The 21880-nt window shown below is 68.6% G+C and carries 24 protein-coding genes; 17 read left to right on the top strand and 7 right to left on the bottom strand.

Annotated elements, in window-relative coordinates; translation table 11 throughout:
• Nucleotides 1-87 precede the first annotated feature (87 nt).
• Genes ACWEOI_RS34230 through ACWEOI_RS34220 form a run of 3 tightly spaced genes read left to right on the top strand, consistent with a single transcriptional unit; the run spans nt 88 to nt 2695 of the window.
• Nucleotides 88-657, top strand: a complete 570-nt coding sequence (locus ACWEOI_RS34230) for a hypothetical protein (RefSeq protein WP_433666551.1) — start codon at nt 88-90, stop codon at nt 655-657.
• On the top strand, nt 654-1757 hold the full coding sequence (locus ACWEOI_RS34225; protein ID WP_452362264.1) for a PrsW family glutamic-type intramembrane protease: 1104 nt from the start codon (nt 654-656) through the stop codon (nt 1755-1757). Before ACWEOI_RS34230 ends, ACWEOI_RS34225 begins: the two co-directional genes overlap by 4 nt.
• A gap of 59 nt (nt 1758-1816) precedes the next feature.
• Nucleotides 1817-2695, top strand: a complete 879-nt coding sequence (locus tag ACWEOI_RS34220; protein ID WP_433666549.1) for a GNAT family N-acetyltransferase — start codon at nt 1817-1819, stop codon at nt 2693-2695.
• A gap of 66 nt (nt 2696-2761) precedes the next feature.
• Here ACWEOI_RS34220 and ACWEOI_RS34215 read toward each other — a convergent pair whose 3' ends face one another.
• A complete protein-coding gene (locus tag ACWEOI_RS34215) occupies nt 2762-3775 on the bottom strand; it encodes an alpha/beta hydrolase-fold protein (protein WP_433666548.1) in 1014 nt (337 codons plus the stop codon).
• Between the two features lie 197 nt (nt 3776-3972).
• On the opposite strand from ACWEOI_RS34215, the gene ACWEOI_RS34210 reads away from it, so the two are divergent.
• From ACWEOI_RS34210 to ACWEOI_RS34200, 3 genes are read left to right on the top strand one after another with little or no spacing between them, the layout of a single operon-like run.
• Nucleotides 3973-4422 (top strand): helix-turn-helix domain-containing protein, encoded by a 450-nt coding sequence (locus tag ACWEOI_RS34210; protein WP_433666547.1) that lies wholly within the window; start codon nt 3973-3975, stop codon nt 4420-4422.
• A gap of 5 nt (nt 4423-4427) precedes the next feature.
• A complete protein-coding gene (locus ACWEOI_RS34205; protein WP_433666546.1) occupies nt 4428-4841 on the top strand; it encodes a VOC family protein in 414 nt (137 codons plus the stop codon).
• Nucleotides 4842-4884: 43 nt separating this feature from the next.
• Complete coding sequence (locus ACWEOI_RS34200) at nt 4885-7266, top strand: ATP-binding cassette domain-containing protein (RefSeq protein WP_452362263.1); 2382 nt, start codon at nt 4885-4887, stop codon at nt 7264-7266.
• Here ACWEOI_RS34200 and trpS read toward each other — a convergent pair.
• A complete protein-coding gene (trpS, locus tag ACWEOI_RS34195) occupies nt 7263-8315 on the bottom strand; it encodes a tryptophan--tRNA ligase (RefSeq protein ID WP_452362262.1) in 1053 nt (350 codons plus the stop codon). The two genes, ACWEOI_RS34200 and trpS, sit on opposite strands and share 4 nt — an antisense overlap.
• A 134-nt stretch (nt 8316-8449) precedes the next feature.
• Complete coding sequence (locus ACWEOI_RS34190; RefSeq protein ID WP_452362261.1) at nt 8450-8722, bottom strand: helix-turn-helix domain-containing protein; 273 nt, start codon at nt 8720-8722, stop codon at nt 8450-8452.
• A 25-nt stretch (nt 8723-8747) separates the two neighbouring features.
• Between ACWEOI_RS34190 and ACWEOI_RS34185 the strand changes: the two genes are divergently transcribed.
• Together ACWEOI_RS34185 and ACWEOI_RS34180 are read left to right on the top strand one after the other, a co-directional pair.
• A complete protein-coding gene (locus ACWEOI_RS34185; RefSeq protein WP_452362260.1) occupies nt 8748-9155 on the top strand; it encodes a VOC family protein in 408 nt (135 codons plus the stop codon).
• 191 nt (nt 9156-9346) lie between these two features.
• Nucleotides 9347-9811 carry a nuclear transport factor 2 family protein gene (locus ACWEOI_RS34180; protein ID WP_433666541.1) on the top strand — a complete coding sequence of 155 codons (465 nt, stop codon included), beginning with the start codon at nt 9347-9349 and terminating at the stop codon, nt 9809-9811.
• A gap of 182 nt (nt 9812-9993) precedes the next feature.
• On the opposite strand, the gene ACWEOI_RS34175 is transcribed toward ACWEOI_RS34180, so the two are convergent.
• Nucleotides 9994-10170: a hypothetical protein gene (locus tag ACWEOI_RS34175; RefSeq protein WP_433666540.1), complete on the bottom strand. Its 177-nt coding sequence runs from the start codon at nt 10168-10170 to the stop codon at nt 9994-9996.
• Nucleotides 10171-10563: 393 nt separating this feature from the next.
• Nucleotides 10564-11196, bottom strand: a complete 633-nt coding sequence (locus ACWEOI_RS34170; protein WP_452362259.1) for a CGNR zinc finger domain-containing protein — start codon at nt 11194-11196, stop codon at nt 10564-10566.
• Between the two features lie 84 nt (nt 11197-11280).
• On the opposite strand from ACWEOI_RS34170, the gene ACWEOI_RS34165 reads away from it, so the two are divergent.
• From ACWEOI_RS34165 to ACWEOI_RS34150, 4 genes are all read left to right on the top strand, one after another.
• On the top strand, nt 11281-11616 hold the full coding sequence (locus tag ACWEOI_RS34165; RefSeq protein WP_452362258.1) for a VOC family protein: 336 nt from the start codon (nt 11281-11283) through the stop codon (nt 11614-11616).
• 54 nt (nt 11617-11670) lie between these two features.
• Entirely contained in the window at nt 11671-12090 is a 420-nt protein-coding gene (locus tag ACWEOI_RS34160; RefSeq protein ID WP_452362257.1) for an SRPBCC family protein, read from the top strand.
• A gap of 827 nt (nt 12091-12917) precedes the next feature.
• Nucleotides 12918-13343, top strand: coding sequence for a hypothetical protein (locus ACWEOI_RS34155; RefSeq protein WP_452362256.1), 426 nt, complete (start codon nt 12918-12920; stop codon nt 13341-13343).
• Between the two features lie 222 nt (nt 13344-13565).
• A complete protein-coding gene (locus ACWEOI_RS34150; protein WP_452362255.1) occupies nt 13566-13787 on the top strand; it encodes a hypothetical protein in 222 nt (73 codons plus the stop codon).
• Nucleotides 13788-13915: 128 nt separating this feature from the next.
• On the opposite strand, the gene ACWEOI_RS34145 is transcribed toward ACWEOI_RS34150, so the two are convergent.
• Nucleotides 13916-14335 carry a DUF6463 family protein gene (locus tag ACWEOI_RS34145; protein WP_433666534.1) on the bottom strand — a complete coding sequence of 140 codons (420 nt, stop codon included), beginning with the start codon at nt 14333-14335 and terminating at the stop codon, nt 13916-13918.
• A gap of 100 nt (nt 14336-14435) precedes the next feature.
• On the opposite strand from ACWEOI_RS34145, the gene ACWEOI_RS34140 reads away from it, so the two are divergent.
• Entirely contained in the window at nt 14436-14639 is a 204-nt protein-coding gene (locus tag ACWEOI_RS34140; RefSeq protein ID WP_433666533.1) for a TetR family transcriptional regulator, read from the top strand.
• Nucleotides 14626-14856 carry an MmyB family transcriptional regulator gene (locus tag ACWEOI_RS34135; protein WP_452362254.1) on the top strand — a complete coding sequence of 77 codons (231 nt, stop codon included), beginning with the start codon at nt 14626-14628 and terminating at the stop codon, nt 14854-14856. Before ACWEOI_RS34140 ends, ACWEOI_RS34135 begins: the two co-directional genes overlap by 14 nt.
• A gap of 259 nt (nt 14857-15115) precedes the next feature.
• Here ACWEOI_RS34135 and ACWEOI_RS34130 read toward each other — a convergent pair whose 3' ends face one another.
• Nucleotides 15116-16054: an AraC family transcriptional regulator gene (locus ACWEOI_RS34130; protein WP_452362253.1), complete on the bottom strand. Its 939-nt coding sequence runs from the start codon at nt 16052-16054 to the stop codon at nt 15116-15118.
• A gap of 82 nt (nt 16055-16136) precedes the next feature.
• On the opposite strand from ACWEOI_RS34130, the gene ACWEOI_RS34125 reads away from it, so the two are divergent.
• From ACWEOI_RS34125 to ACWEOI_RS34115, 3 genes are all read left to right on the top strand, one after another.
• Nucleotides 16137-16835, top strand: a complete 699-nt coding sequence (locus ACWEOI_RS34125; protein ID WP_433666530.1) for an alpha/beta fold hydrolase — start codon at nt 16137-16139, stop codon at nt 16833-16835.
• A gap of 174 nt (nt 16836-17009) precedes the next feature.
• Nucleotides 17010-20546, top strand: coding sequence for a carboxylic acid reductase (car, locus tag ACWEOI_RS34120; protein WP_452362252.1), 3537 nt, complete (start codon nt 17010-17012; stop codon nt 20544-20546).
• Nucleotides 20547-20715: 169 nt separating this feature from the next.
• Entirely contained in the window at nt 20716-21852 is a 1137-nt protein-coding gene (locus ACWEOI_RS34115; RefSeq protein ID WP_433666528.1) for a lipase family protein, read from the top strand.
• Nucleotides 21853-21880: the final 28 nt, after the last annotated feature.

Below are 21880 nucleotides of genomic sequence, written 5' to 3'. Positions count from 1 at the left end.
CGGCGACTGCCCGGGCCTCGAGCCGGGCGTCCGGAACGCATCCACCGTCCCCGGACGTTGCCTCAGGGAGCCGAGAGGGTGGAAGACATGGCGCGCCTTGTGCATTCGGTAGGCCCCGCGCTGGCGGCGGTGGGGGCGCTCGCGGTGGCGCTGGTGGTGCCGCCCCTGCTGTCGGACGCCGTGCCGACCCGTGTGACCGACCTGGCCGAGGGGACCGGCATCACGCTGACCGCCTCCGGCATCGGCGCGGTGCACGGCGGCGACGATCCCGCCAACGCCGTCTTCTTCCGGGTGCCCGAGCCGATGCGGCGGCAGGCGACCGGTGACGAATCGGTCGTGATCCTGAAATCCGAGGACGGCGAGCGGCGGCTGTCGGTGTCGGTGACCGACGGCATCACCGATTTCCCCACGGCCGCACCCCGCATGCTCCTACCCCTGCGCGCGGCGGGCGTGGCCGCGCGCTTCGACGGGGGAGTCGTCGACGAAGGCGAATTCCACGGTCTCACCTGCGAATTGCCCGACAAGCCGGGTGGCGTGTGCGCGGTGGTCGCGAGCGGCGACGTGGGCGTCACCCTCCTGGCCACCGGCCCCACCCGCGAGGCGGGCCTCCAGTTGATCACCGAGGTGCTGAGCTCCGGCAAGGCGGTGGAGGCATGAGCTGGTTCCAGCCGCGTTCGGCATTGTTCTGGGTCTACTGCGTGGCGGTGGTGATGGGTCCGCTGCTGTTCCTGCTGCAGGCGGCGGGGCAGGTGTGGTTCGCGGGGGCGGCGGCGCTGGCGGCGCTGCCGATCACGGCGCTCACCCTGCTGGTGATCGGGCGGATCCTGTTCGCGCTGGACCCTTTCCGGGCGCGGCGCCACCTGATGGCTCCCCTGGTGATGGGCGCGATCTGGGGTGCGACGGTGTGGACCGGGCTGGCCATGTGGGCCAATGACCATCTGAGCCGGGCGGTCACGAATCTGTTCGGGGACCGGTTCGCGATCAGCTGGAGTGCCGCGATCACCGCGCCGATCGACGAGGAGTACATCAAGGCGATCGGTATCGCGGTGGTGGCATTGCTGTTCCGGTCGCGGCTGACCCGGCCCATGCACGGACTGCTGCTGGGCGCGGCGGTCGGGCTGGGCGCGCAGATCGCGGAGGACTGCCTCTACAGCACGCAGACCGCGTTGTCGTCGCCGCAGACGCCGGTCGCGGACGTGCTGCTGGTGGCGGTGTTGCGGCTGGTCACCGCGCTCACCTCGCACTGGGCCATGTCGGCGCTGGCGGGGGTCGGGATCGTGGTGGCGCTGGTCCGTTCGGACCGGTCGTGGCTGTGGCGGTTCGGGGTGTTCGCCGTGTTCTACGGTCTGGCGTTCACCATGCACGTGCTCTTCGACGCCCCGCGCCCGCCAGGCCCGCCCTTGGTCTCGACCTACCTGCCGATCCTCATCGACCTGGTCATCTTCGCCCTGGCGTACGCATGGGTGCTGGCGAGCGAGCGGCGCTGGTTCCGCGGGCTCATCGCCCGCCCGGCCGCGCGCACCATCGGGTCGGAGGCGGCGCTGGCCCCGCTGCTCACCTACCACCGCCGCCGCGAAGCCCGTGCGGCGCTGCGGCATTCGACCGGCTGGACGCGCAAGCAGGCCCTGGCGTACGAGCGTGATCTGGTGGATCGCATCACCGATATGGATACCTCCGGGCAACCCCGGTTGACAGGTGATGTCGGTCCCGGATCGGGCGGGTTCCCGCAGGGCAGGGTGGTCCGTTACCACTGGTAAGCGTTTTAACGCGTGCCGGTGACCTGCGTCGAGATAACTGGACGCTAGCGTGGGTCAGTATGAGTGAGGGTCAGACGCCGCCCGCCGACCCCGCGCGTCGGCCGGTGGACGAGTTGCTGGAGCGTCGTCAGCAAGCGCTGTGCAACTACCTCGACGCGAGCGCCGACATCGCCGGCACCCGGATCCGCGCGAACCTGAACGGGTGGCACAAGTGGCTGAGCAAGCTGCCCGGCTCGCCGACCGCTCGCGCCACGGCTCGCCGCGACGCTCTGATGCGGGATCTGGCCGTGCACGGTGTCGGCGCGGACGATCATCGCTGGGGTGTGCTGTCGGGCGGATTCGTGCGCAGTCTCGGCGCGCCGCTGTGCCTGGAGGACACCCTCGCCGAGCTGACGGAGCGCCACAGCGCCGAGCACCCGCACTGGACACGCCGCCTGGAGGCGCTGGCGCGCGCGACCGGGGAGGCCCGCCCGATGGCCGCGGTGGGGGATCGGGCCGTGGTCGCCGACCTCACCGAGGAGCTGCTCGCCATCACCCGCTCCGCCCCCGATGACGCCGCGCGGCAACGGCTTTCCGATCACCTGCCCGGCGTCCTGCGGCCGGTGCCGTCCGACATCGAGTCGCTGCGCCGCGACGACAACCTCGCCGAGGTGGTCTTCGACGTCTACGCCGACACCATCAAGCTCGACAACATCACCGTCAATCCGGAACTGCGCGGCACCGGCCTGGGCACCGCGATCCTGCAGCACCTGTGCCGGGCCGCGGACGCCCATCACCTGTACATCGTCGGCCAGCTGGTCCCGACCTTCCGCGACGACGACTCCGCCGTCCCGGTGCTGGCGAAATGGTGCCGCCACCAAGGGTTCTCGGTCAACGAGCGGCTGGGCGGCCGCATCGTCCGCACGCCGATGAGCGTTCCGGGCGCCGCGGCCATGTAGTCACCCCGAAACGCCGAACGCCGCATACCGATCGTCGGTATGCGGCGTTCCGCGTGGAAGCGTGGGTCAGATGCCCATGCCCGAGGCCAGCATCGGCCACGAGTCGTGCAGGGCCTCTTCCCAGTACGGCCAGTAGTGGGTGCCGACCGGGTCGTAGCGGAAGGTGCCCGGGATCTGCAGCGAGTCGAGCTTGCTCTGCAGGTTGTGGGTGCAGGCGTTGACCGCGCCCTCGATGATCATGCCCAGCGCCAGGTTCACGTCACCCTGCACGCCCGGGGCGGACTTGGTGTAGAACTCGACGTCGCGCATGAGCGGGATGCCGCTGCCGCTGGAGACGTAGAGCTGGGTGCCGCGCAGCTTCTCGGCATTGATGACCGGGTCGTTGGCGGCCCACAGCGGGCTGTCGGCCGGGCCGTACATATTGGCGGTGTTGCCGCCCGCCCAGGTCTCGACGGCCAGCTTCACGAACTGGCGGCCCATCGGGTCGGCGATCTGCGCGCACCCGCTGTAGGCGGCCACGGACTTGAACAGGCCAGGCTTGGCCTCGGCCAGCTGCAGCACCGAGGTGCCGGAGGTGGACAGGCCCGCCAGCGAGTTCAGGCCGGTGGAGCCGAGGGCGGCGTCCAGCAGCGGCGGCAGTTCCTGGGTGAAGAACGTCGTCCACTTGTTGACGCCCAGCTGCGGGTCGGTCTGGATCCAGTCGGCGTAGTAGCTGCCGCGGCCGCCGATCGGCTGGATGACATTGACCTGCTTGTCGGACAGGAAGCCCAGCGCGTTGGTCTGCGCGGACCAGCTGGCGGTGCCCTCGCCGGCGTCGAGGCCGTTGAGCAGGTACAGGTTGGGGGCGGGCTGCGATTCGTCGACCGGACGCTGCACGTCGACGGTGATGTCCCTGCCCATGGCCGCCGAGTAGACCTTCAGATGCCAGGTGCGGCCCTCCTTGGTCACCGAGGAGACCGAGGAGGCCTTGTCCTGGTCGGCCGATCCGGTGCCGGCCGCGAGGGCCACGGACAGGACTGCGGAGAGGGCGACCGCGGCGGTGCGCAGGGCGGTCCGGTTACGTAGTGCAGAGAGCTTCATCGAAGAGCTGGTCCCAGTTCTCGGGCCGTGCACGGCCGCATGTAGATCGGTGCCGGGTCCCGGATGTCCCGGGTTCCCCGCACGCTATGTCTTGTGTCAAGGCAAAACTGTTACCTGACAAATCGTCCGGGCGGTAGTCCCCAATCCGCCGGGCACGTCGTCCCGGGGCTGTCGGCCCAGCGTGCGACCATCGAGGGGTGACGAGCAAACCCGACGAGGAGCAGCGCCTACGGGACCTGGCGCGCCTGCGGCGGGTGCGGGACCGGATCGATCGCGAGTACGCGCAGCCGTTGGATGTGGAGGCGCTCGCGCGCGACGCGCACATCTCGGCCGGGCATCTGAGCCGGCAGTTCCGGGCGGCCTACGGCGAGTCGGTGTACGCGTATCTGATGACGCGGCGCATCGAACGGGCCATGGCGTTGTTGCGGCGCGGGGATCTGAGCGTCACCGAAATCTGTTTCGCGGTGGGTTGTTCGTCGCTGGGCACGTTCAGCACCCGGTTCACCGAACTGGTCGGTGTGCCGCCGAGTGTGTACAAGCAGCAGATGGCCGACGCGCCCGAAGGGATGCCGTCGTGTGTGGAGAAGCAGGTGACTCGACCGATCAGGAATCGAGAAGCCCAGGCAAGCGGCTCGCAACTAGCCTGATCGACATGGACATCACCATTCTCTCGAGCTTCCTCCCGCACAATGACGCGGACGCTGCGCTCGCGTTCTACCGCGACGCGCTCGGCTTCGAGCTGCGCAAGGATGTCGGCTACAACGGCCTGCGCTGGCTCACCGTGGGCCCGCCCGATCAGCCCGGAACCTCCATCGTGCTGCACCCGCCCGCCGTCGATCCGGGCATCACCGAGGACGAGCGCAAGCTCATCGTCGAGATGATGGCCAAGGGCACCTACGGCAGCGTCCTGCTGGCGGCCGAGGACGTGGACGCGGCCTTCGAGCGGTTGCAGGCGAACGACGCGGTCGAGATCGTCCAGGAGCCGACCGACCAGCCCTACGGCGTGCGCGACTTCGCGGTGCGCGACCCCGCGGGCAATATGGTCCGTATCCAGCAGGTGCCCTAACCGCTTTCCCGCCCGACCGGTCCGCCCTCAGATGGAGACACGCATGGCCCCGAGCAAGTCCACGAAGAACGCCCTGCCCGCCGCCGACGCCCACGATCTGATCCGGGTGGTCGGCGCCCGGGTGAACAACCTCAAGGACGTCTCCGTCGACCTGCCCAAGCGGCGGCTCACCGTGTTCACGGGCGTGTCCGGTTCGGGCAAGAGCTCGCTGGTCTTCGACACCATCGCCGCGGAGTCGCAGCGGCTGATCAACGAGACCTACAGCGCGTTCGTGCAGGGCTTCATGCCGAGCCTGGCCCGCCCGGACGTGGACGTGCTGGACGGCCTGACCACCGCGATCAGCGTGGACCAGCAGCGCATGGGCGGCGATCCGCGCTCTACCGTCGGCACCGCGACCGACGCCATGGCCATGCTGCGCATCCTGTTCAGCCGCCTCGGTCAGCCGCATATCGGTTCGCCGCAGGCGTTCTCGTTCAATGTGGCCTCGATCAGCGGCGCGGGCGCGGTGACCGTGGAGAAGGGCGGCAAGCAGGTCAAGGAGCGGCGCACCTTCTCGGTGACCGGCGGCATGTGCCCGCGGTGCGAGGGCCGCGGCTCGGTCAACGACATCGACCTGACCCAGCTCTACGACGACTCGAAGTCGTTGCGGGAGGGGCCGTTCACGATTCCGGGCTACAGCATGGACGGCTGGTTCGGGCGCATCTTCATGGGCAGCGGATTCTTCGATCCGGACAAGCCGATCAAGAAGTACAACAAGCGCGAGATCGCCGATCTGCTGTACAAGGAACCGACGAAGATCAAGGTCGAGGGCATCAACCTGACCTACGAGGGTCTGATCCCCAAGATCCGGAAGTCGATGCTGTCCAAGGACATCGACTCGGTGCAGCCGCACATCCGCGCCTTCGTCGAGCGCGCGGTCACCTTCCAGATCTGCCCCGACTGCCACGGCACCCGGCTCAGCGAGCTGGCCCGCTCCTCGAAGATCGACAAGATCAGCATCGCCGACGCGTGCGCCATGCAGGTCAGCGATCTGGCCGACTGGGTGCGCGGGCTGCGCGATCCGGGTGTCGCGCCGCTGCTGGAGGCGTTGCGGCAGGTGCTGGACTCGCTGGTGGAGATCGGGCTGGGCTACCTGAGCCTGGACCGCGCCTCGGGCACGCTGTCGGGCGGAGAGGCCCAGCGCGTCAAGATGATCCGCCATCTCGGGTCCGCGCTCACCGACGTCACCTACGTGTTCGACGAGCCGACCGTGGGCCTGCACCCGCACGACATCCAGCGCATGAACGATCTGCTGCTGCGCCTGCGCGACAAGGGCAATACCGTGCTGGTGGTCGAGCACAAGCCGGAGACCATCGCCATCGCCGACCACATCGTCGACATCGGCCCGGCCGCGGGTTCCGGCGGCGGCACCGTCTGCTTCGAGGGCACCGTCGACGGACTGCGCGCCAGCGGCACCATCACCGGCCGCCACTTCGACGACCGCGCCGCGCTCAAGGACGCGGTGCGCGAGTCGAAGGGGGCGTTGAAGATTCGCGGCGCGACCGCCAACAACCTGCAGAAGGTCGATGTCGACATTCCGCTGGGCGTGCTGGTGGTCATCACCGGTGTGGCGGGCTCGGGCAAGAGCTCGCTGGTGCACGGCTCGATTCCCGCCGGTGAGGGTGTGATCTCGGTCGATCAGGGCGCGATCAAGGGGTCGCGGCGCAGCAACCCGGCCACCTACACCGGCCTGCTCGAACCCATCCGCAAGGCCTTCGCGAAGGCCAATGGCGTGAAACCCGCACTGTTCAGCGCGAATTCGGAGGGCGCGTGCCCGACCTGCAACGGCGCGGGCGTGATCTACAGCGACCTGGCCATCATGGCCGGGGTCGCGACCGTGTGCGAGGAGTGCGAGGGCAAGCGCTTCCAGGCCGCGGTGCTCGAATACAAGCTGGGCGGGCGTGACATCAGCGAGGTGCTGGCCATGCCGGTCGCCGAGGCCCTGGGCTTCTTCGCCGAGGGTGAGGCGAAAATCCCCGCCGCCCACAAGATCCTGGAACACCTCCACGAGGTCGGGCTGGGCTATGTGAGCCTGGGCCAGCCGCTGACCACGCTGTCCGGCGGTGAGCGGCAGCGCCTGAAGCTGGCCACCCACATGGGCGAGAAGGGCGGCGTCTACGTCCTGGACGAGCCGACCACCGGTCTGCACCTGGCCGATGTGGAGAACCTGCTCGGATTGCTGGACCGCTTGGTCGATTCCGGCAAGACGGTCATCGTGATCGAGCATCACCAGGCCGTCATGGCGCACGCGGACTGGATCATCGACCTGGGTCCGGGCGCGGGCCACGACGGCGGCCGGATCGTCTTCGAGGGCACGCCCGCGGACCTGGTGGCCGCGCGATCCACCCTGACCGGCGAGCACCTGGCCGCGTACATCGGCTCCTAGTACACCGTCCCCATCGCCGCGCGCACCTCGTCGAGGGTGCGTTCGGCGATCTCGGTCGCGCGCCGATTGCCTTCACGGACAAGGCCGATCGCGAAGTCCGGGTCCGCGGCCAGTTCCGCGCGCCGGGCGCGGTGGGCGGCGAAGCAGTCGTTGACCGCGTCGGTGGCGAGCTTCTTGAGCGCCGCGCCGCCGCCGTCGCCGAGCTTGTCGGCCAGGGTCACCTCGTCGCTGCCCAGGCACAGCGCCGCGGTGGTGAGCAGCGCGGACACGCCGGGGCGGGCGTCGGGATCGAAGGTGATGCGCCGGTCGGCGTCGGTGGGGGTGCGGCGGATCAGGGCCGCGGTCTCGTCGGCGGTCATGGACAGCGAGATGGCGTTGCCGTAGCTCTTGCTCATCTTGCGCCCGTCCAGGCCGGGGATCTCCGGGGTGGAGGTGAGCAGCGCCTGCGGTTCGGGGAACACAGGCCCGAAGCGCTCGTTGAAGCGCCGCGCGATGACCCGGGTGAGCTCCAGGTGGGGCAGCTGATCCTTGCCGACCGGCACCAGATTGCCCTTGCAGAAAAGGATGTCGGCGGCCTGATGCACCGGGTAGGTGAGCATCAGCCCGCTCAGCGCCCGTCCCGACGCGGCGAGTTCGGTCTTCACCGTCGGATTGCGGTGCAACTCGGCCTCGCTGACCAGACTCAGGAACGGCAGCATCAGCTGATTGAGAGCCGGCACCGCGGAATGGGTGAAGACCGTGGCCCGGCTCGTGTCGATCCCGGCGGCCGCGTAGTCCAGCACCGCGTTCACCACGTTGTCGCGGACCTGGCCGAGGGTGTCGCGGTCGGTGATGACCTGGTAGTCGGCCAGGATCACCCACAGGTCCACGCCCAGCCCCTGCAAGCGCACCCGTTCCCGGATGGTGCCGAAGTAGTGGCCCAGATGCAGTCTGCCCGTGGGCCGTTCACCGGTGAGGACGCGGAAGCGGCCGGGGTGGGCGGCCACCTCGGCGGCCAGGTCGTCGCTGCGGTCGCGGGTGGCGGCGAAGGAATCCGAGAGGGTGGTCACCGTACAACTCCTGAAAGTTCATGGAGGGCTGCACGAGCAGGGTGTTCCGGTCGGGAAGCACGGGCCGCGTACAGCCCGTGGACATGGTTCAGCGGGCCGCTACTGCGACCAGCGCCATGCCTGCCGGATGTGAATCACCTGTCCACCATAACAAGCGGGGGTGCGGCGCGGGTCAGGTATGTGGGGCGGGGTGTCGCCTTGCGGTAGCGCAGCGGTGGGGTGTCGTAGCGGCGGCGGAACGCGCGGCTGAAGGCGGCCTCGGAGTCGTAGCCGACTTGGCGGGCGACTGCGGCGATGGGAATCGCGGTGGTGCGCAACAGATAGGCGGCGGGCGCGCGGCCCAGCCTGCGGGTGAATTGTTCCAGCACAGAGGCCGCCCGGTCGGCGTCCAGCGCGGTGGACGGCATAGTTGGCACGTTCTAGGCTCGCTGAGTGCACCTGGAGTTGATTACGATCATTGTCGAGGAGTACGACTCGGCCATCGAGTTCTTCGTCGAGACACTCGGTTTCGATCTGATCGAAGACTCGCCATCCCTGACCAACGACGGACGACCGAAACGGTGGGTCGTTGTTCGCCCCCCCGTCGCGAACACCGGCATTCTCCTCGCACAGGCGGATGGAGATAGGCAACATCGCGCAATCGGAGAGCAAGTCGCTGGACGGGTCGGGTTCTTTCTCCGAGTTGAAGATTTCTTACGGGAGTACGGCAGATTGGTCGATGCGGGCGTGGAGTTCGTCACCGAGCCGCGCGCAGAACCGTACGGGCGGGTTGCTGTCTTCCTCGACATCGCGGGAAACCGGTGGGATCTGCTCGGGCCGCCCGAACCGGCAGCAGTGTGATCCGTCGAAGCCCACGTGCCATCGAATGATGGTGCGTCTCAGGTGACCTCGCTCCGGTCGCTCCGTCCAGCGTGACCAGTGGCAAGAACATACGTTTCGCGGTCCTATGCGCGGGGCGGCCGGTCCGAGCGTGGATGATCTCGTCCGTTTTCCGCCAGAGTGGCAGGTGTGGGCGTCTGTACCGTCGAGCCATGACTACCGACAACAAAGCCATCGTCCAGGCGGCCTGGCGTGCGTTTGCCAGCCACGAGAGCGAGCGGATCGCGGCGTTCTTCACCGCGGATGCCGAATGGCTTGCTCCGGTGGGTAACGCGACCGCGGTCGCGCTCGACGCTCCGAGTCACATGATCGGCAGGCAGGCCATCACACACTTTCTCGCACAGGAGTTCTCGCGGTTGTTCGTCAGTGACGTCGCCGTGGATTTCCGCGGCTTCTACGCCGATGGGGATCGGGTGATCGTGGAGGAAACAATGAGCGCCACGCTGGCGAACGGGAACGCGTACCGCAATGACTACTGCTTCGTCTTCGAGTTGAGGGGCGGTCTCATCCACAGAGTGCGTGAATATATGGACACCGCACGTGGACATCGTGATGTCTTCGACGGGACGGCCGCCGGCGGCGGCGTCATCGAAACCGAGGTCTCGTCGATCCGGTGAGAGGGCGTATGTCAGTCCCCTCCCGCTCCGCCGTAAGCCTCGCGATCGTGAGCCTGACGGCCATACTCGGTGTGGCCGTTACGATTCCGATGCTCGCAACCCTCGCTTTCGCGGGCATCGGCCACCCCGTGACGGGTTGATGCAGCCACGCGATATGCGCCGGTCACGCCCGTGGGAGTGGTTCAGTGCGTCAACGCGTCGATTGCCCGCGGAGTCCGAGATGTGCTGCCCCACATCAGACCGGCGGTGAGCGCCGCCGTGAGGACGCCGGTGGTGATCACGCTGATCGGCCGGTCCAGCCCCGGGGTGTAGGCGGCGGTGACATTGAACGAGACGTGCATCAGGATCGCCGCGCTCACTCCATGCCCTGTGCGATCGTGCAGCCACACGATCAGCACGCACCGCCGCAGCACCGGAATCTCGCCAGGTCAGTGCGGCGGCGACGACAACGGGAATCATGAACATGGCTGCGCTCGCGGGTAGCCGCATTGCGCCCAGCTGTATTTCGCCGGTGACTGCACCCACCATGAAGAACGGGATCGAGGACAGCGCAACCGAAGTCAGGAACAGGAGCGGTCTGCGCTCATCGATCACGCCCCGACCATACTGCGGCAGCGGTCGATATCCATGCGCTGGTGCAGGACTCGCACGACACGACGATGTGCTCGGCGGCGGGCTGACCAGAGCTGCGCGACGCCGCTCCACGCCTGCCTCGGATGGCAGCGTGAGATCGCCAGGTCGACGGCGCGGACCTATCGATTGGTGGACCGGCCCGCGGTCGAGGGCGTGGTGGACTTGCGGTGGTGTGAGGCGCGGGCTTTGGCGCGGTTGCCGCAAAGGTCCATGGAGCACCAGGTTCGGCGGCGATTGCGTGAGTGGTCGTAGTAGGCCCATCGGCAGCTCGGCTCCCGGCACGCCTTCAGCCGCGTCCACGTGCCTTCCGCCACAGCTTCGGCCACGATGGCGAGAAGCCCGGCCAGCGCCGCATCGACCGGTGTCCGGGCGCAGGCGACCAGCCGGGGCGGGGAAACGGTCACGTCGAGCATCAACGGGAAGTCTCGGGTGAGTTCGGCGAATTCGGCACGAGCGGCCGGGTTGAGGCCGTCCGGGCGTGGGCTCGAGACCGGCTCGGTGTTGTTCTCCGCGATCAGCGCACGTAGTCCCTCGCGGATCCGTTCGGCACGGTCGCGCTGCTCGGCGTTCACCATCATCTCGACTGGTGTCAGGCCGTTGGCGTGCAACCACTTCGCCAGCTGTGGCGGGGTTGCGATCTCGTCGCTGTCGCGGCGGCGGGTGTTGATGAACTTCTCGATCACGCGCAGCGGCATCGGCGCCGTCCCGGCTGCGAGGTCTGGCACAAGATCGGCAGTCCGCTCGTTCTTCACCTCTCGCAGCCTACCCGGCTAATGGCCATGGTAGGTTACCTAACTGACGTAACCGATACGTCAGTTAGATGAGAGGGCTCGCTGGTGAGCGTCAGCATTGGCAACATCTGTATCGACACGAACGACCTGGCAGGCAGCACGGCCTTCTGGCAGGCGGTCACGGGGTACCAGGTTGCGTCCTCGGACGAAGGCACCACCTATCTGGAGGACTCGAACAAGGTCGGTGCCGGCCTGTCCCTGCAGGTCGTGCCCGAAGGTCGGGAGGGCAAGAATCGGCTGCATCTGGACCTGTTCACCGATGACCTGGCCGGAGAGGTCGACCGGATTCGGGCCCTCGGCGCGACCGAAGTGGGGCGCTTCGACGGGTGGGTCGTGCTGGCCGACACCGAGGGAAACCAGTTCTGCGTCGTCGCCGCATAGACGCACCCGCCAACCTCACGATCCCGGAACCCGACCACCAGAGAAGAGACAGACATGGCCTCCGTGCACAAAGAGATCATCATCGATGCCGACCCCGCGGCCGTGTGGGCGATCATCGGTGACTTCACCGACGGGCCTGTCCGGATGGCGCCCGGCTTGGTCACCGGCAGCCGGCTCGAGGAACCCGACGTCAGGGTCGTCACGTTCGCCGACGGGACCGTGGCGCGGGAGCGGCTCATCGCGTTCGACGATGAGCGGCGTCGTCTCGTCTTCTCGATCATCGGCGACACCATGCAGCCGACACACGACAACGCGTCGATGCAAGTCTTCCCGCATGAGGACGGCCGCACCCGGTTCGTCTGGATCCACGACGTGCAACCGGACGAGCTCACCATTCCGATGGGCGCCGTCATGGACCACGGTCTGAGCCTCCTCAAGCAGACCGTGGAATCCGCCAGCGAGCACCTCAGCTAGGTCAGTCGTGTCGCCGCTGGTCGCGGTCCTTCCCCGGCGACTGCGGCCGGCAGTATGGCCTGACGAAGGTGCCCCACCGATCGACGGCATACCGGTCTTGCCCGGTCCGGCGACCAGCTGTGCTCGTTTACTCGCGGCCAGTTTTCCCGATGGCTCTGAAGCTGGGCAGGGAAACCGGCGGCAGCTCCCCGGGCCCGACCCGGAAGCAGGCCTCCAACTCGAAGAACATCAGCAACAACGCACCGACAGCCAAATACAGGAGCAGCCATGACTGCCTCACAGACAACGCCGATACTGGGCTGTACCCCAGGCCGGCAGCCGCCGGGCGCGTACAGGGTCCGGTATTGCACACGAAAATGAGGGACCGGTCCGAGAAGCCCCGTCGATGTGACAGGAGGGCGTGACACTGGGCCAGTGACAAGGGGCGGAATGACGAAGTTGCCGAGGCTGACGCTGCGCGCAGCTCCTGTCGAAATGGAGCCCGCCGGAGGAGTTCTGACTGCCGACGCGGGCCCGCACCAGCACGCCCCGGTCGAGGAACTGCGGGATCCCGCAAAGCTCAGCGAGTGGATCAAGCTATTTCCCTGGCTCGACGCCGGCGAGGGACGACTCCCTCATGGAGGGCATCCTGGGACGTTGCATGATCGACGGGCGTTTCGGTGCGTTGCTGCGCCAAGGCGGTGCGGACGTGACCCAGGTCCAGGTCCTGTTGTGGGGCATGGGCTGCTGGACCCGCAGGCTGCTACTTCCGGGCCGGGGCCGCAGAAACCGCTGTGGCCGTACAAACCGCTCTCGGCCAGTAGGTGCACGCTGGCAAGCTGGGCGTAATGAAGTCTTCCGGTGGGCAAGAGCAGAGCATCGCGGTCAGGGACGCCGATTCCCCGGCCTGGTCGGTTCGCGCCGCAGCTGGACGGCGGCTCGCGATATCAGCCAGGGTGGACGAGGTGGCGGACGTCCTCCATCGTCTTCTCCTGGACCAGGACACCGCAGTCACGCAAGAGACTGCCGTGGCCCTGCTTGCACGCAAAGACATCGTTGGCCTGCGCTGTGTACTGCTGGCCAGGAGCTACGCCGCCGAGACCTCGACCGCGGAAGAGATCCAGGCTGCTCTTGACTGCTACCCGGACTGGATGACGGCTGAGGGTGCCGACCGACTGATCAAGCAGCTGCGAAAGCTGACATCAGACGACGACCCCGGTGTCCGCGATGAAGCTCGGAGGATCCTTGCCTCACTACTGCAGCGCGAAGAATGAGAACGGCCGAATACGCGAGGATGGTCGGCTGACCATCGTTTTCCGAACAGCCCGACCGCCATCGGAAGGGGCGCGGGTACCTCCACAAATCGCCGCCCAACCCCATGGAATTCGGGGCTCGCGGCGCACTGAATCCGCCGGATGTTTTGAAATGGAAATGATTAACTCTTCGCCGAGGGGCCGAGCGGTTCGGGCCCGCGCTCGACCGAAGGGTTCTCCTGCATGCGCACTTTCCTTGCGGCAGTCGGCATTGCCACCGCGCTGACCGTCGGAGCCGGGCAGGCGGTGGCCGCGCCGCCGGCCTTCGCCGACGCGCCGGCGCTGGTCGCGGAGACCGGTTCCTCCAGCGGGTCGGTCGGTCTCCTCAACCCCGTCCTCGCCCTCCTGCTGTGCTTGTTCTCGCCTACCGGTTGCACCGCCAACACGGGCGGCGGCAACGTGTAGCACCGCCGGCGCGCCGCCAGCGGCAATCGGCCCTCACCGACGAAGCGTCCCAGCCGGTCGATCAACGAACGGTGGCGGTGGCGACGGACGGTCGCTGGTGTCATGTGCGCTGACGAATCCGGCACCCCTCACACCGGCACTATCCGGTGTGGTTCGACACGCTCGGTGGCGCGGCGGATGCCGCGCAGGAGCAGGACGGCGGTGATCACCACCACCGGACCCGGGGTTGGCTCGACGATGACAGCGCACAGGGCGCCCCAGGTCAGCACCGTCCAGGCCAGGAATATCGGCGGCACTATGCCGCGCCGGGCCATCCACACCACGAGTAAGCCGACGAGCAACAACGGCAGGCCGAAACCGGCTGGGTTCGCCCAGAAGGCGTTTGCCGGCCCGGTGTCCTCCCACCAGTGGCCCCAAAGCCGCAACGTAAACCAGTCCCCGAAATGGGCCGAACTGATCAATAGCCCGACGGTGAGATGCCCGCCACCCACGACCGCGAGAACGCGGCCCGCCCATTCGATCATCCGATGTGCACTGGTCTGCTCCATTGCGGTCCCTCCAGATGTTATACGGTAGCGTATAACGCCGAGCTTAGACCCTGATATACGGTTCCGTATAGATGCTTGGAGCGTGATGAGGGGCAACATCATGGGCACAGCCCATACACCGAAGAGCAAATGGATCGACGCAGGACTGGCGGCGCTGGCAAACGGAGGCCTGGACGCCGTGCGGGTCGAGGTCCTGGCCAAGACGCTCGGCGTGACCAAGGGCGGGTTCTACGGGTACTTCGCCGACCGCGACGCCCTGCTGGACGCATGGGAACAACAGAGCACCACCGATGCTGATCGATGAACTCGCGGAAGCGAACTTCGAATTCCGTCAGATCTGGGCCACCCAGGTAGTCGATGTCTCCAACGGCAGGATCCGCCGCTACCGCCATCCGCTGGCCGGCGAAATCGTGCTCCACAGCGAACGTCTCGACATCATCAACGATCCCGACCAGGTACTTTTCACCTACAGCCCCGTCCCGGGCTCACCATCGGACGTCGGCCGCCGCAAGCTCGCATGACTGAAGCTGCCGGGCTCGTGCACCGGTTCCGGCCAGTTCGGCGTCCGTGCAGGCGGCATAGGCGATCGTGCCCGGGTATGTGAAAAGGCTACGTGAGCTGTGCAATTGGTCGCGGGCATCTCGACGGCGGCGGCGCAGCCACTCCCCGTAGCGCGCTTCCGGTGACAACTGCAACCTGCAATCGGTGACAACCATGGTCTGCACATATCGGTGATGACGCAGGTCGGCATCAAGCGATGGTGTCAACTATGACCTGTCGTCACACAAGCGGGGCGCGGTGCGGGTCAGGTATGTGGGGCGGGGTGTCGCCCTTGCGGTAGCGCAGCGGTGGGGTGTCGTAGCGGCGGCGGAACGCGCGGCTGAAGGCGGCCTCGGAGTCGTAGCCGACCTGGTGGGCGACCGCGGCGATGGGAATCGCCGTGGTGCGCAACAGGGTTGCCGCGCGCGCCAGGCGGCGGTCGGCCAGATAGGCGGCGGGCGCGCGGCCCAGCCTGCGGGTGAAGCGGTCGGTGAAGGTGGTGCGCGACATGGACGCCAGCGCCGCCAGATCCGACACCGTCCACGGGGCGGCGGGCGCGCGGTGCACGGCGGTGAGGACGGGGGCGAGTGCCGGGTCGAGGGCGGCGGTCAGCCAGCCGGGGGCGGCGGTGTCGGTGGACCAGGCGCGCAGCGCGTGGATGAACAGCAGGTCCAGGATGCGCGAGATCATGGCGGCCGCGCCCGGCCGCGGATCGGTGACCTCGACCATCAGCAGGTTCAGGCTCAACGGCAGCCAATCGCGGGCGCGACCGGCGGCGTCGATGTGGATCGCGGGGGCGAGCACGGAAAGCAGTGGGGCGGCCTGGGGTTCGTCGACCAGGAACGAGCCGGTGACCCAGCGGGTGTCGGCGGTCAGCGGCGTCACGGTGTGGTCGTCGCCGCGGGCGAGCACCACCATGTCGCCGGAATGCGCTGTGGTGGGGCCGGATTCGCCGTCCACCCGGATCTCGACGGCGCCCTGCTCGACGATGTGGAGCACCCGCTTGCCGGCCGGAACCCGCACCGGAGCCTCGGATTCGGCGGTGTGCCGGGCGACGGTCTCGCCGCGCAGCCGCACCGTCTCCAGAATCTCCGACAGGGCGTCCAGTCCCGCGAGCTCCGCCGGGGCCGGCACGGCGGCGTCCGGTGATTCGGCAAAGTTTTGCGGTGTTTCCGTCATGGTCTTTGCTCCATCATCCGAATAGCGTAGATCTCGCAACCCGGGAAGCACACGAGATCAGTACTTCGAGAGGAGATACGCCATGGCGGACAAACCTGCGATCGTTCTGGTACACGGATTCTGGGGTGGTGCGGCGCACTGGGCCAAGGTCATCGTGGAGTTGCGGCGGCGCGGCTACGAGTCGCTGTACGCGGTGGAGAACCCGCTCACCGGGCTGGCCGACGATGCCGCCCGGACCCAGAAGATGGTGCGCCAGATCGCCGGGCCGGTCCTGCTGGTGGGGCATTCGTACGGCGGCGCGGTCATCACCGAGGCCGGTGACCTGCCCAATGTCGAGGGTCTGGTCTATGTCGCGGCCTTCGCGCCGGACGCGGGGGAGAGTCCCGGTCAGATCACCGAGGAGCTGCCCCCGGCGGCGGTCGCGGCCATCGCGCCGGATTCGGACGGCTACCTGTGGATCGCGCAGGACAAGTTCCACGACAGCTTCTGTCAGGACCTGACCGAGGACGAGGCCCTGGTCATGGCCGTCACCCAGAAGGCCCCGGTGGGTTCGGCCTTCGGTGACGCGGTCACCGCCCCGGCCTGGAAGGCCAAGCCGACCTGGTATCAGGTGTCCACCGAGGACCGCATGATCAACCCGGACAACGAGCGGCGGATGGCCGAGCGCATGGGCCCGCGTCGCATCGTGGAGCTGCCCGCGAGCCACGCCTCGCTGGCCTCGCAGCCGGGCGCGATCGCGGATCTGATCGATGTCGCAGTGGCGGATCTGGGCTACCGCTAGCCCCCAACTGACGCGCGGTGCATTCTGTTGTTGGGGGATGCACCGCGGAGTCTTGACTTTCCTGCTCCGCGCCCGCATCGTAAGGATACTTAGCGAAGCTAAGCGATTGGGAGAAATCCCGGCGCCCGAACCGGATTCGGGGCGTGCGGTCACCGGAGAGCCAGGGAGGCAGTGATGGTCGAGGACGCCGCGCGTGCGGAGCTGACCCAGCGAGTGGCGGATCGGCTCGCCCGCGCCGAGGCCGCCCGGCGCTTCCAGGCGCTGCTGGTCGACGATCAGGTCCGCGCGCTGGTGCCCTCGCCCGAGATCGCGGCCGCGGCCCAGCGGCCCGGACTGGCGATGGCCGAGGTCGTGGCGATCCTCATGGACGGGTACGCGGACCGTCCGGCCATCGCCGAGCGAGCCGCCGAGATCGTCACCGGGCCGGACGGCCGGCGCACCCGGCGGCTGCTGCCCGAGTATCGCGCCATCACGTATCGCGAATTGTGGTCGCGCGCGGGCGCACTCGCGGCCGCCTGGCAGGCGGATGCGCGGAATCCCTTGCGCCCCGGTGATTTCCTGTGCTCGCTGGGCCTGGTCAGCGGCGACCTCACCGCGGTCGAGTTGGCGACCGTCCGGCTCGGCCTGGTGAGCGTGCCATTGCAGGCGAGTGCCCCTGCCGCGCAATGGCATTCGATCATCGCCGAGACCGGCGCGCGGACGCTGGCGGTGAGCCTGGAACTGCTCACTCCCGCCCTCGACTGCGTCCTCGACGGCACCCCGGTGGAATCGCTGGTGGTCTTCGACTTCGATCCCGGCGACGACGACCAGGCCGAGACCTACGCCGCCGCGCAACGCCGCATCGCGGAGTCGGGCGCCGCGCTGACGCTGGAAACCCTGGCCGCCGTGATCGATCGGGGCCGCGACCTGCCGCCGGTCCCGCCGCACGTGCCCGCCGACCCCGACGAGCCCGCGCTGCTCATCTACACCTCCGGCAGCACCGGCACCCCCAAGGGCGCGATCTACACCCATCGCCTGGTGGCCGGAATGTGGCAGGGCCCGGCCCAGATTCCGGTCCCGGTGCTGAACTTCTGCTACATGCCGATGAGCCACGTCGCCGGGCGCATGGTGGTGAACGGCACATTCTCCCGCGGCGGCACCGCCTACTGCACCGCGTCGGGCGATATGTCGACCCTGTTCGAGGATTTCCGGCTGGCCCGGCCCACCGAGGCGTTCTTCGTGCCGCGCGTATGCGAGATGGTGTTCCAGCGCTACCAGAGTGAATCGCAGCGCCGCCTGGCCGCGGGCGCGTCCGCCGAGGAGGCCGCAGCGGCCGCGAAAACCGCGCTGCGACAGGACTTCCTGGGTGAGCGCCTGGCCCGCGTCATGGTCGGCAGCGCGCCCATCTCCGCGGAGATGAAGGAGTTCATGAACTCGGTGCTGGATCAGCCGCTCATCGACGGCTACGGCTCCACCGAGGCGGGCGGCGGCCTGCTCATCGACAACGAGATCCGCCGGCCCCCGGTGCTCGACTACAAGCTCGTCGACGTGCCCGAGCTCGGCTATTTCGCCACCGACAAGCCATATCCGCGCGGCGAGTTCCTGGTGAAGTCGATCCTGCAGGTCCCCGGCTATTTCAAGCGGCCCGAGCTGACCGCGGAGATGTTCGACGAGGACGGCTTCTACCGCACCGGCGACATCGTCGCCGAGGTCCGCCCCGACCACCTGGTCTACGTCGACCGCCGCAACAATGTGCTCAAGCTGTCGCAGGGCGAGTTCGTGACGGTGGCCAAGCTGGAGGCGGTCTACGCCACCAGCCCGCTCATCTCCCAGATCTTCGTGCACGGCTCCAGCGAGCGCTCGCATCTGCTGGCGGTCATCGTGCCCACCGACGCGGCCCGCGCGCTCGAGCCCGCCGAGCGCACCGCCGCCATCGCCGAGTCGCTGCGGCAGCTGGCCAAGGACGCCGAGCTGGAGTCCTACGAGATCCCGCGCGAGTTCCTGCTCGAATCCGAGCCCTTCACCCAGGACAACGGGCTGCTGTCGGGGATCGGGAAACTGCTGCGGCCCAAGCTGCGGGAACGCTACGGCGACCGGCTCGAGGAGCTCTATCGGGCCCAGACCCGGCGGCAGGAGGTCGAGCTGGCCGCGCTGCGCGTCGCGGCCGTGGACCGGCCGGTGGTCGAGACGGTGCGCAAGGCGGTGTGCGCGATTCTCGGCGGCGCTGAGCCCGCGGCGGACGAGCACTTCACCGATCTGGGCGGGGATTCGCTCTCGGCGCTGTCGTATTCGACGCTGCTGCGGGAGATCTTCGGCATCGAGGTGCCGGTCGGCGTCATCGTGAGTCCCGCCAACGACTTCACCGGGCTGGCCGCGTACATCGAGGCCGCGCGCGCCGGTGACATCCGCCCGACCGCGGCGACGGTGCACGGCGGCAACGAGATCCGGGCCGCCGACCTCACCCTCGACAAGTTCCTCGACGCGCCGACCCTCGCCGCCGCCCCCGATCTGCCGCTCGCCCCGCAGCCGCCGCGCACGGTGCTGCTCACCGGCGCCAACGGCTACCTGGGCCGGTTCCTGTGTCTGGAATGGCTGGAGCGCCTGGACGATTCGGACGGCACCCTGATCTGCGTGATCCGCGGCCGCGACGCCGAGTCCGCGCGAGCGCGGCTCGACGAGGTCTTCGACAGCGGCGATCCGGCGCTGCTCGCGCGCTACCGCGAGCTCGCCGCGCGCCGCCTGCGTGTGCTCGCCGGTGATATCGCCGACCCGTATTTCGGCCTGGACCACCAGGAATGGCAGGACCTGGCCGCCACCGTCGACCTGATCGTGCACCCCGCCGCCCTGGTCAATCACGTGCTGCCCTACGACCAGCTCTTCGCGCCGAACGTGGTCGGCACCGCCGAGGTGATCCGGCTGGCCCTGACCACGGTCCGCAAGCCGGTGACCTATCTGTCCACGGTCGCCGTGGCCGCCCAGATCGATCCCGCGGTCTTCACCGAGGACGGCGACATCCGCGATATCAGCCCCGTGCGTTCCCTCGACGACGGCTACGCCAACGGCTACGGCAACAGCAAGTGGGCCGGTGAGGTCCTGCTGCGCGAGGCCCACGATCTGTGCGGGCTGCCGGTGGCGGTGTTCCGCTCCGACATGATCCTGGCGCACACCACCTTCGCCGGTCAGCTGAACCTGCCCGACATGTTCACCCGCCTGCTGCTCAGCGTGCTCGCCACCGGCCTGGCTCCGAAGTCGTTCTACGCCTTGGACGCTCGCGGCGAACGGCAGCGCGCCCACTACGACGGTCTGCCCGCCGATTTCACCGCCGCCGCCATCACCGCCCTCGGCGCCCGCGTCACCGAGGGTTTCGACAGCTTCGACGTGCTCAACCCGCACGACGACGGGATCTCCCTCGACGAATTCGTGGACTGGCTCATCGAATCCGGCCATCCCATCGACCGCATCGACTCGTACCGCGACTGGTTCACCCGCTTCGAGACCGCCCTGCGCGCGCTACCGGAGAAACAACGCTCCTACTCGGTGCTCCCGCTGCTGCACGCCTACCGCCGCCCCGCGCCCCCGATCCCCGGCGCGGCCCTCCCGGCCAAGCGCTTCCAGGCCGCGGTCCAGCACGCGAAACTCGGCCCGACCGGAGACATCCCGCACCTGACCAGAGGGCTCATCGACAAGTACGCCGCCGACCTGCGCCTGCGCGGCCTGCTCCCGCCGTCCTGACGCCGCCGCCCTCGGGCCCGGGTCGCGTCGGCGAGCTGATGCGCGCGCTGGGCGCGGCGCTGCGCTGACCCGCGGCACGTGAACGGCCGCGGCGCGGGGCCGATCACATAGTCTGACCGGAATGTCGCTCTGCGACACCCGAGCGAGATGAGTACGAGAGGACTCCTCGATGACGCGACGCACCGTGATGACCCTGGTCTCGGCGGCGATGCTGGCCACCGGCCCGCTCACCGCCGCCGCCCTGGCCGACCCGCCCGCGCGGGCCGAGGGCGCGACCCCGGGCGCGGTCGTCGGCGATGACGCGCTGCCGCAACACCTGTGGCTCGACGGCACCGGATCGGCCCGCAAACTCACCTACTGGACCCGCGATTCGGCCGATCAGCCCGCGCTGTCCACCGGCGTCGTGTTCACTCCGGCCGGCACCCCGCCGCCCGGCGGCTGGCCGGTGCTGTCGTGGGAGCACGGCACGGTCGGCATCGGCGACGACTGCGCGCCGTCGGTGACCGGTCGCTCCGAGCGCGACAACGGCTTCCTGGCCACCTGGCTGCGCCAGGGCTACGCCGTCGTCGCCACCGACTACATCGGGCTCGGCACCCCCGGCGTGCACGCCTACCTAGACGGCCGCGCCGAGGCGCACGCCGCCATCGACATGGTGCGCGCCGCCCGCGCGGTGGACCGGTCGCTGGCCTCGAAGTGGGTCGCGATCGGTCAGTCGCAGGGCGGCGGGGCCGCGGTGTTCACCGCCTCGCTCGCGACTCGCTATGCGCCCGAACTGGATTACCGCGGCGCGGTCGCCACCGGCCCGGCCTCCAATATCGTCGACGCCGCCACGCTGATCGGCCCGGGCACCGCCGTCGGGTCCCCGCACATCACCGCCTACGCCACCTACGTCCTCGACGGCCTGAAGGCGGCCCGCCCGGACTTCGACCTGGACAGCTACCTCAGCCCGGAGGGCAAGGACCTGGTCGAGGACGCCAAGACGCTGTGCTTCACGCCGCTGGCCGAACGCGCCGACGGGCTGACGCTGGGGCAGCTGCTGTCGCGCCCGCTGGCCCAGGGCGATTTCGTGCCCACCGCGCGCTCGGTCATGGATGTGCCGCTGACCGGCTACGACCGGCCGCTGTTCATCGGTCAGGGCACCAATGACACCGACGTCCCCGCGCCGCTGACCGCCAAGCTGGTCGCCGACATGGCGCTGGCGGGCACCTTCCCCGAGGTGCACGTCTACCCGGGCAAGGACCACAGCGGCGCGATGCTGGCCTCGCTGGCCGACAGCGTGCCCTTCGTGGCCCGACTGTTCGCCTGACGACCCCCGAGAAAGCGAAAGGCCGAGT

It is taken from the genome of Nocardia sp. NPDC004340 (assembly GCF_053602575.1).
Note: the sequence above shows the minus strand (reverse complement) of the source record. Positions and strands in the feature narration are given on the sequence as shown.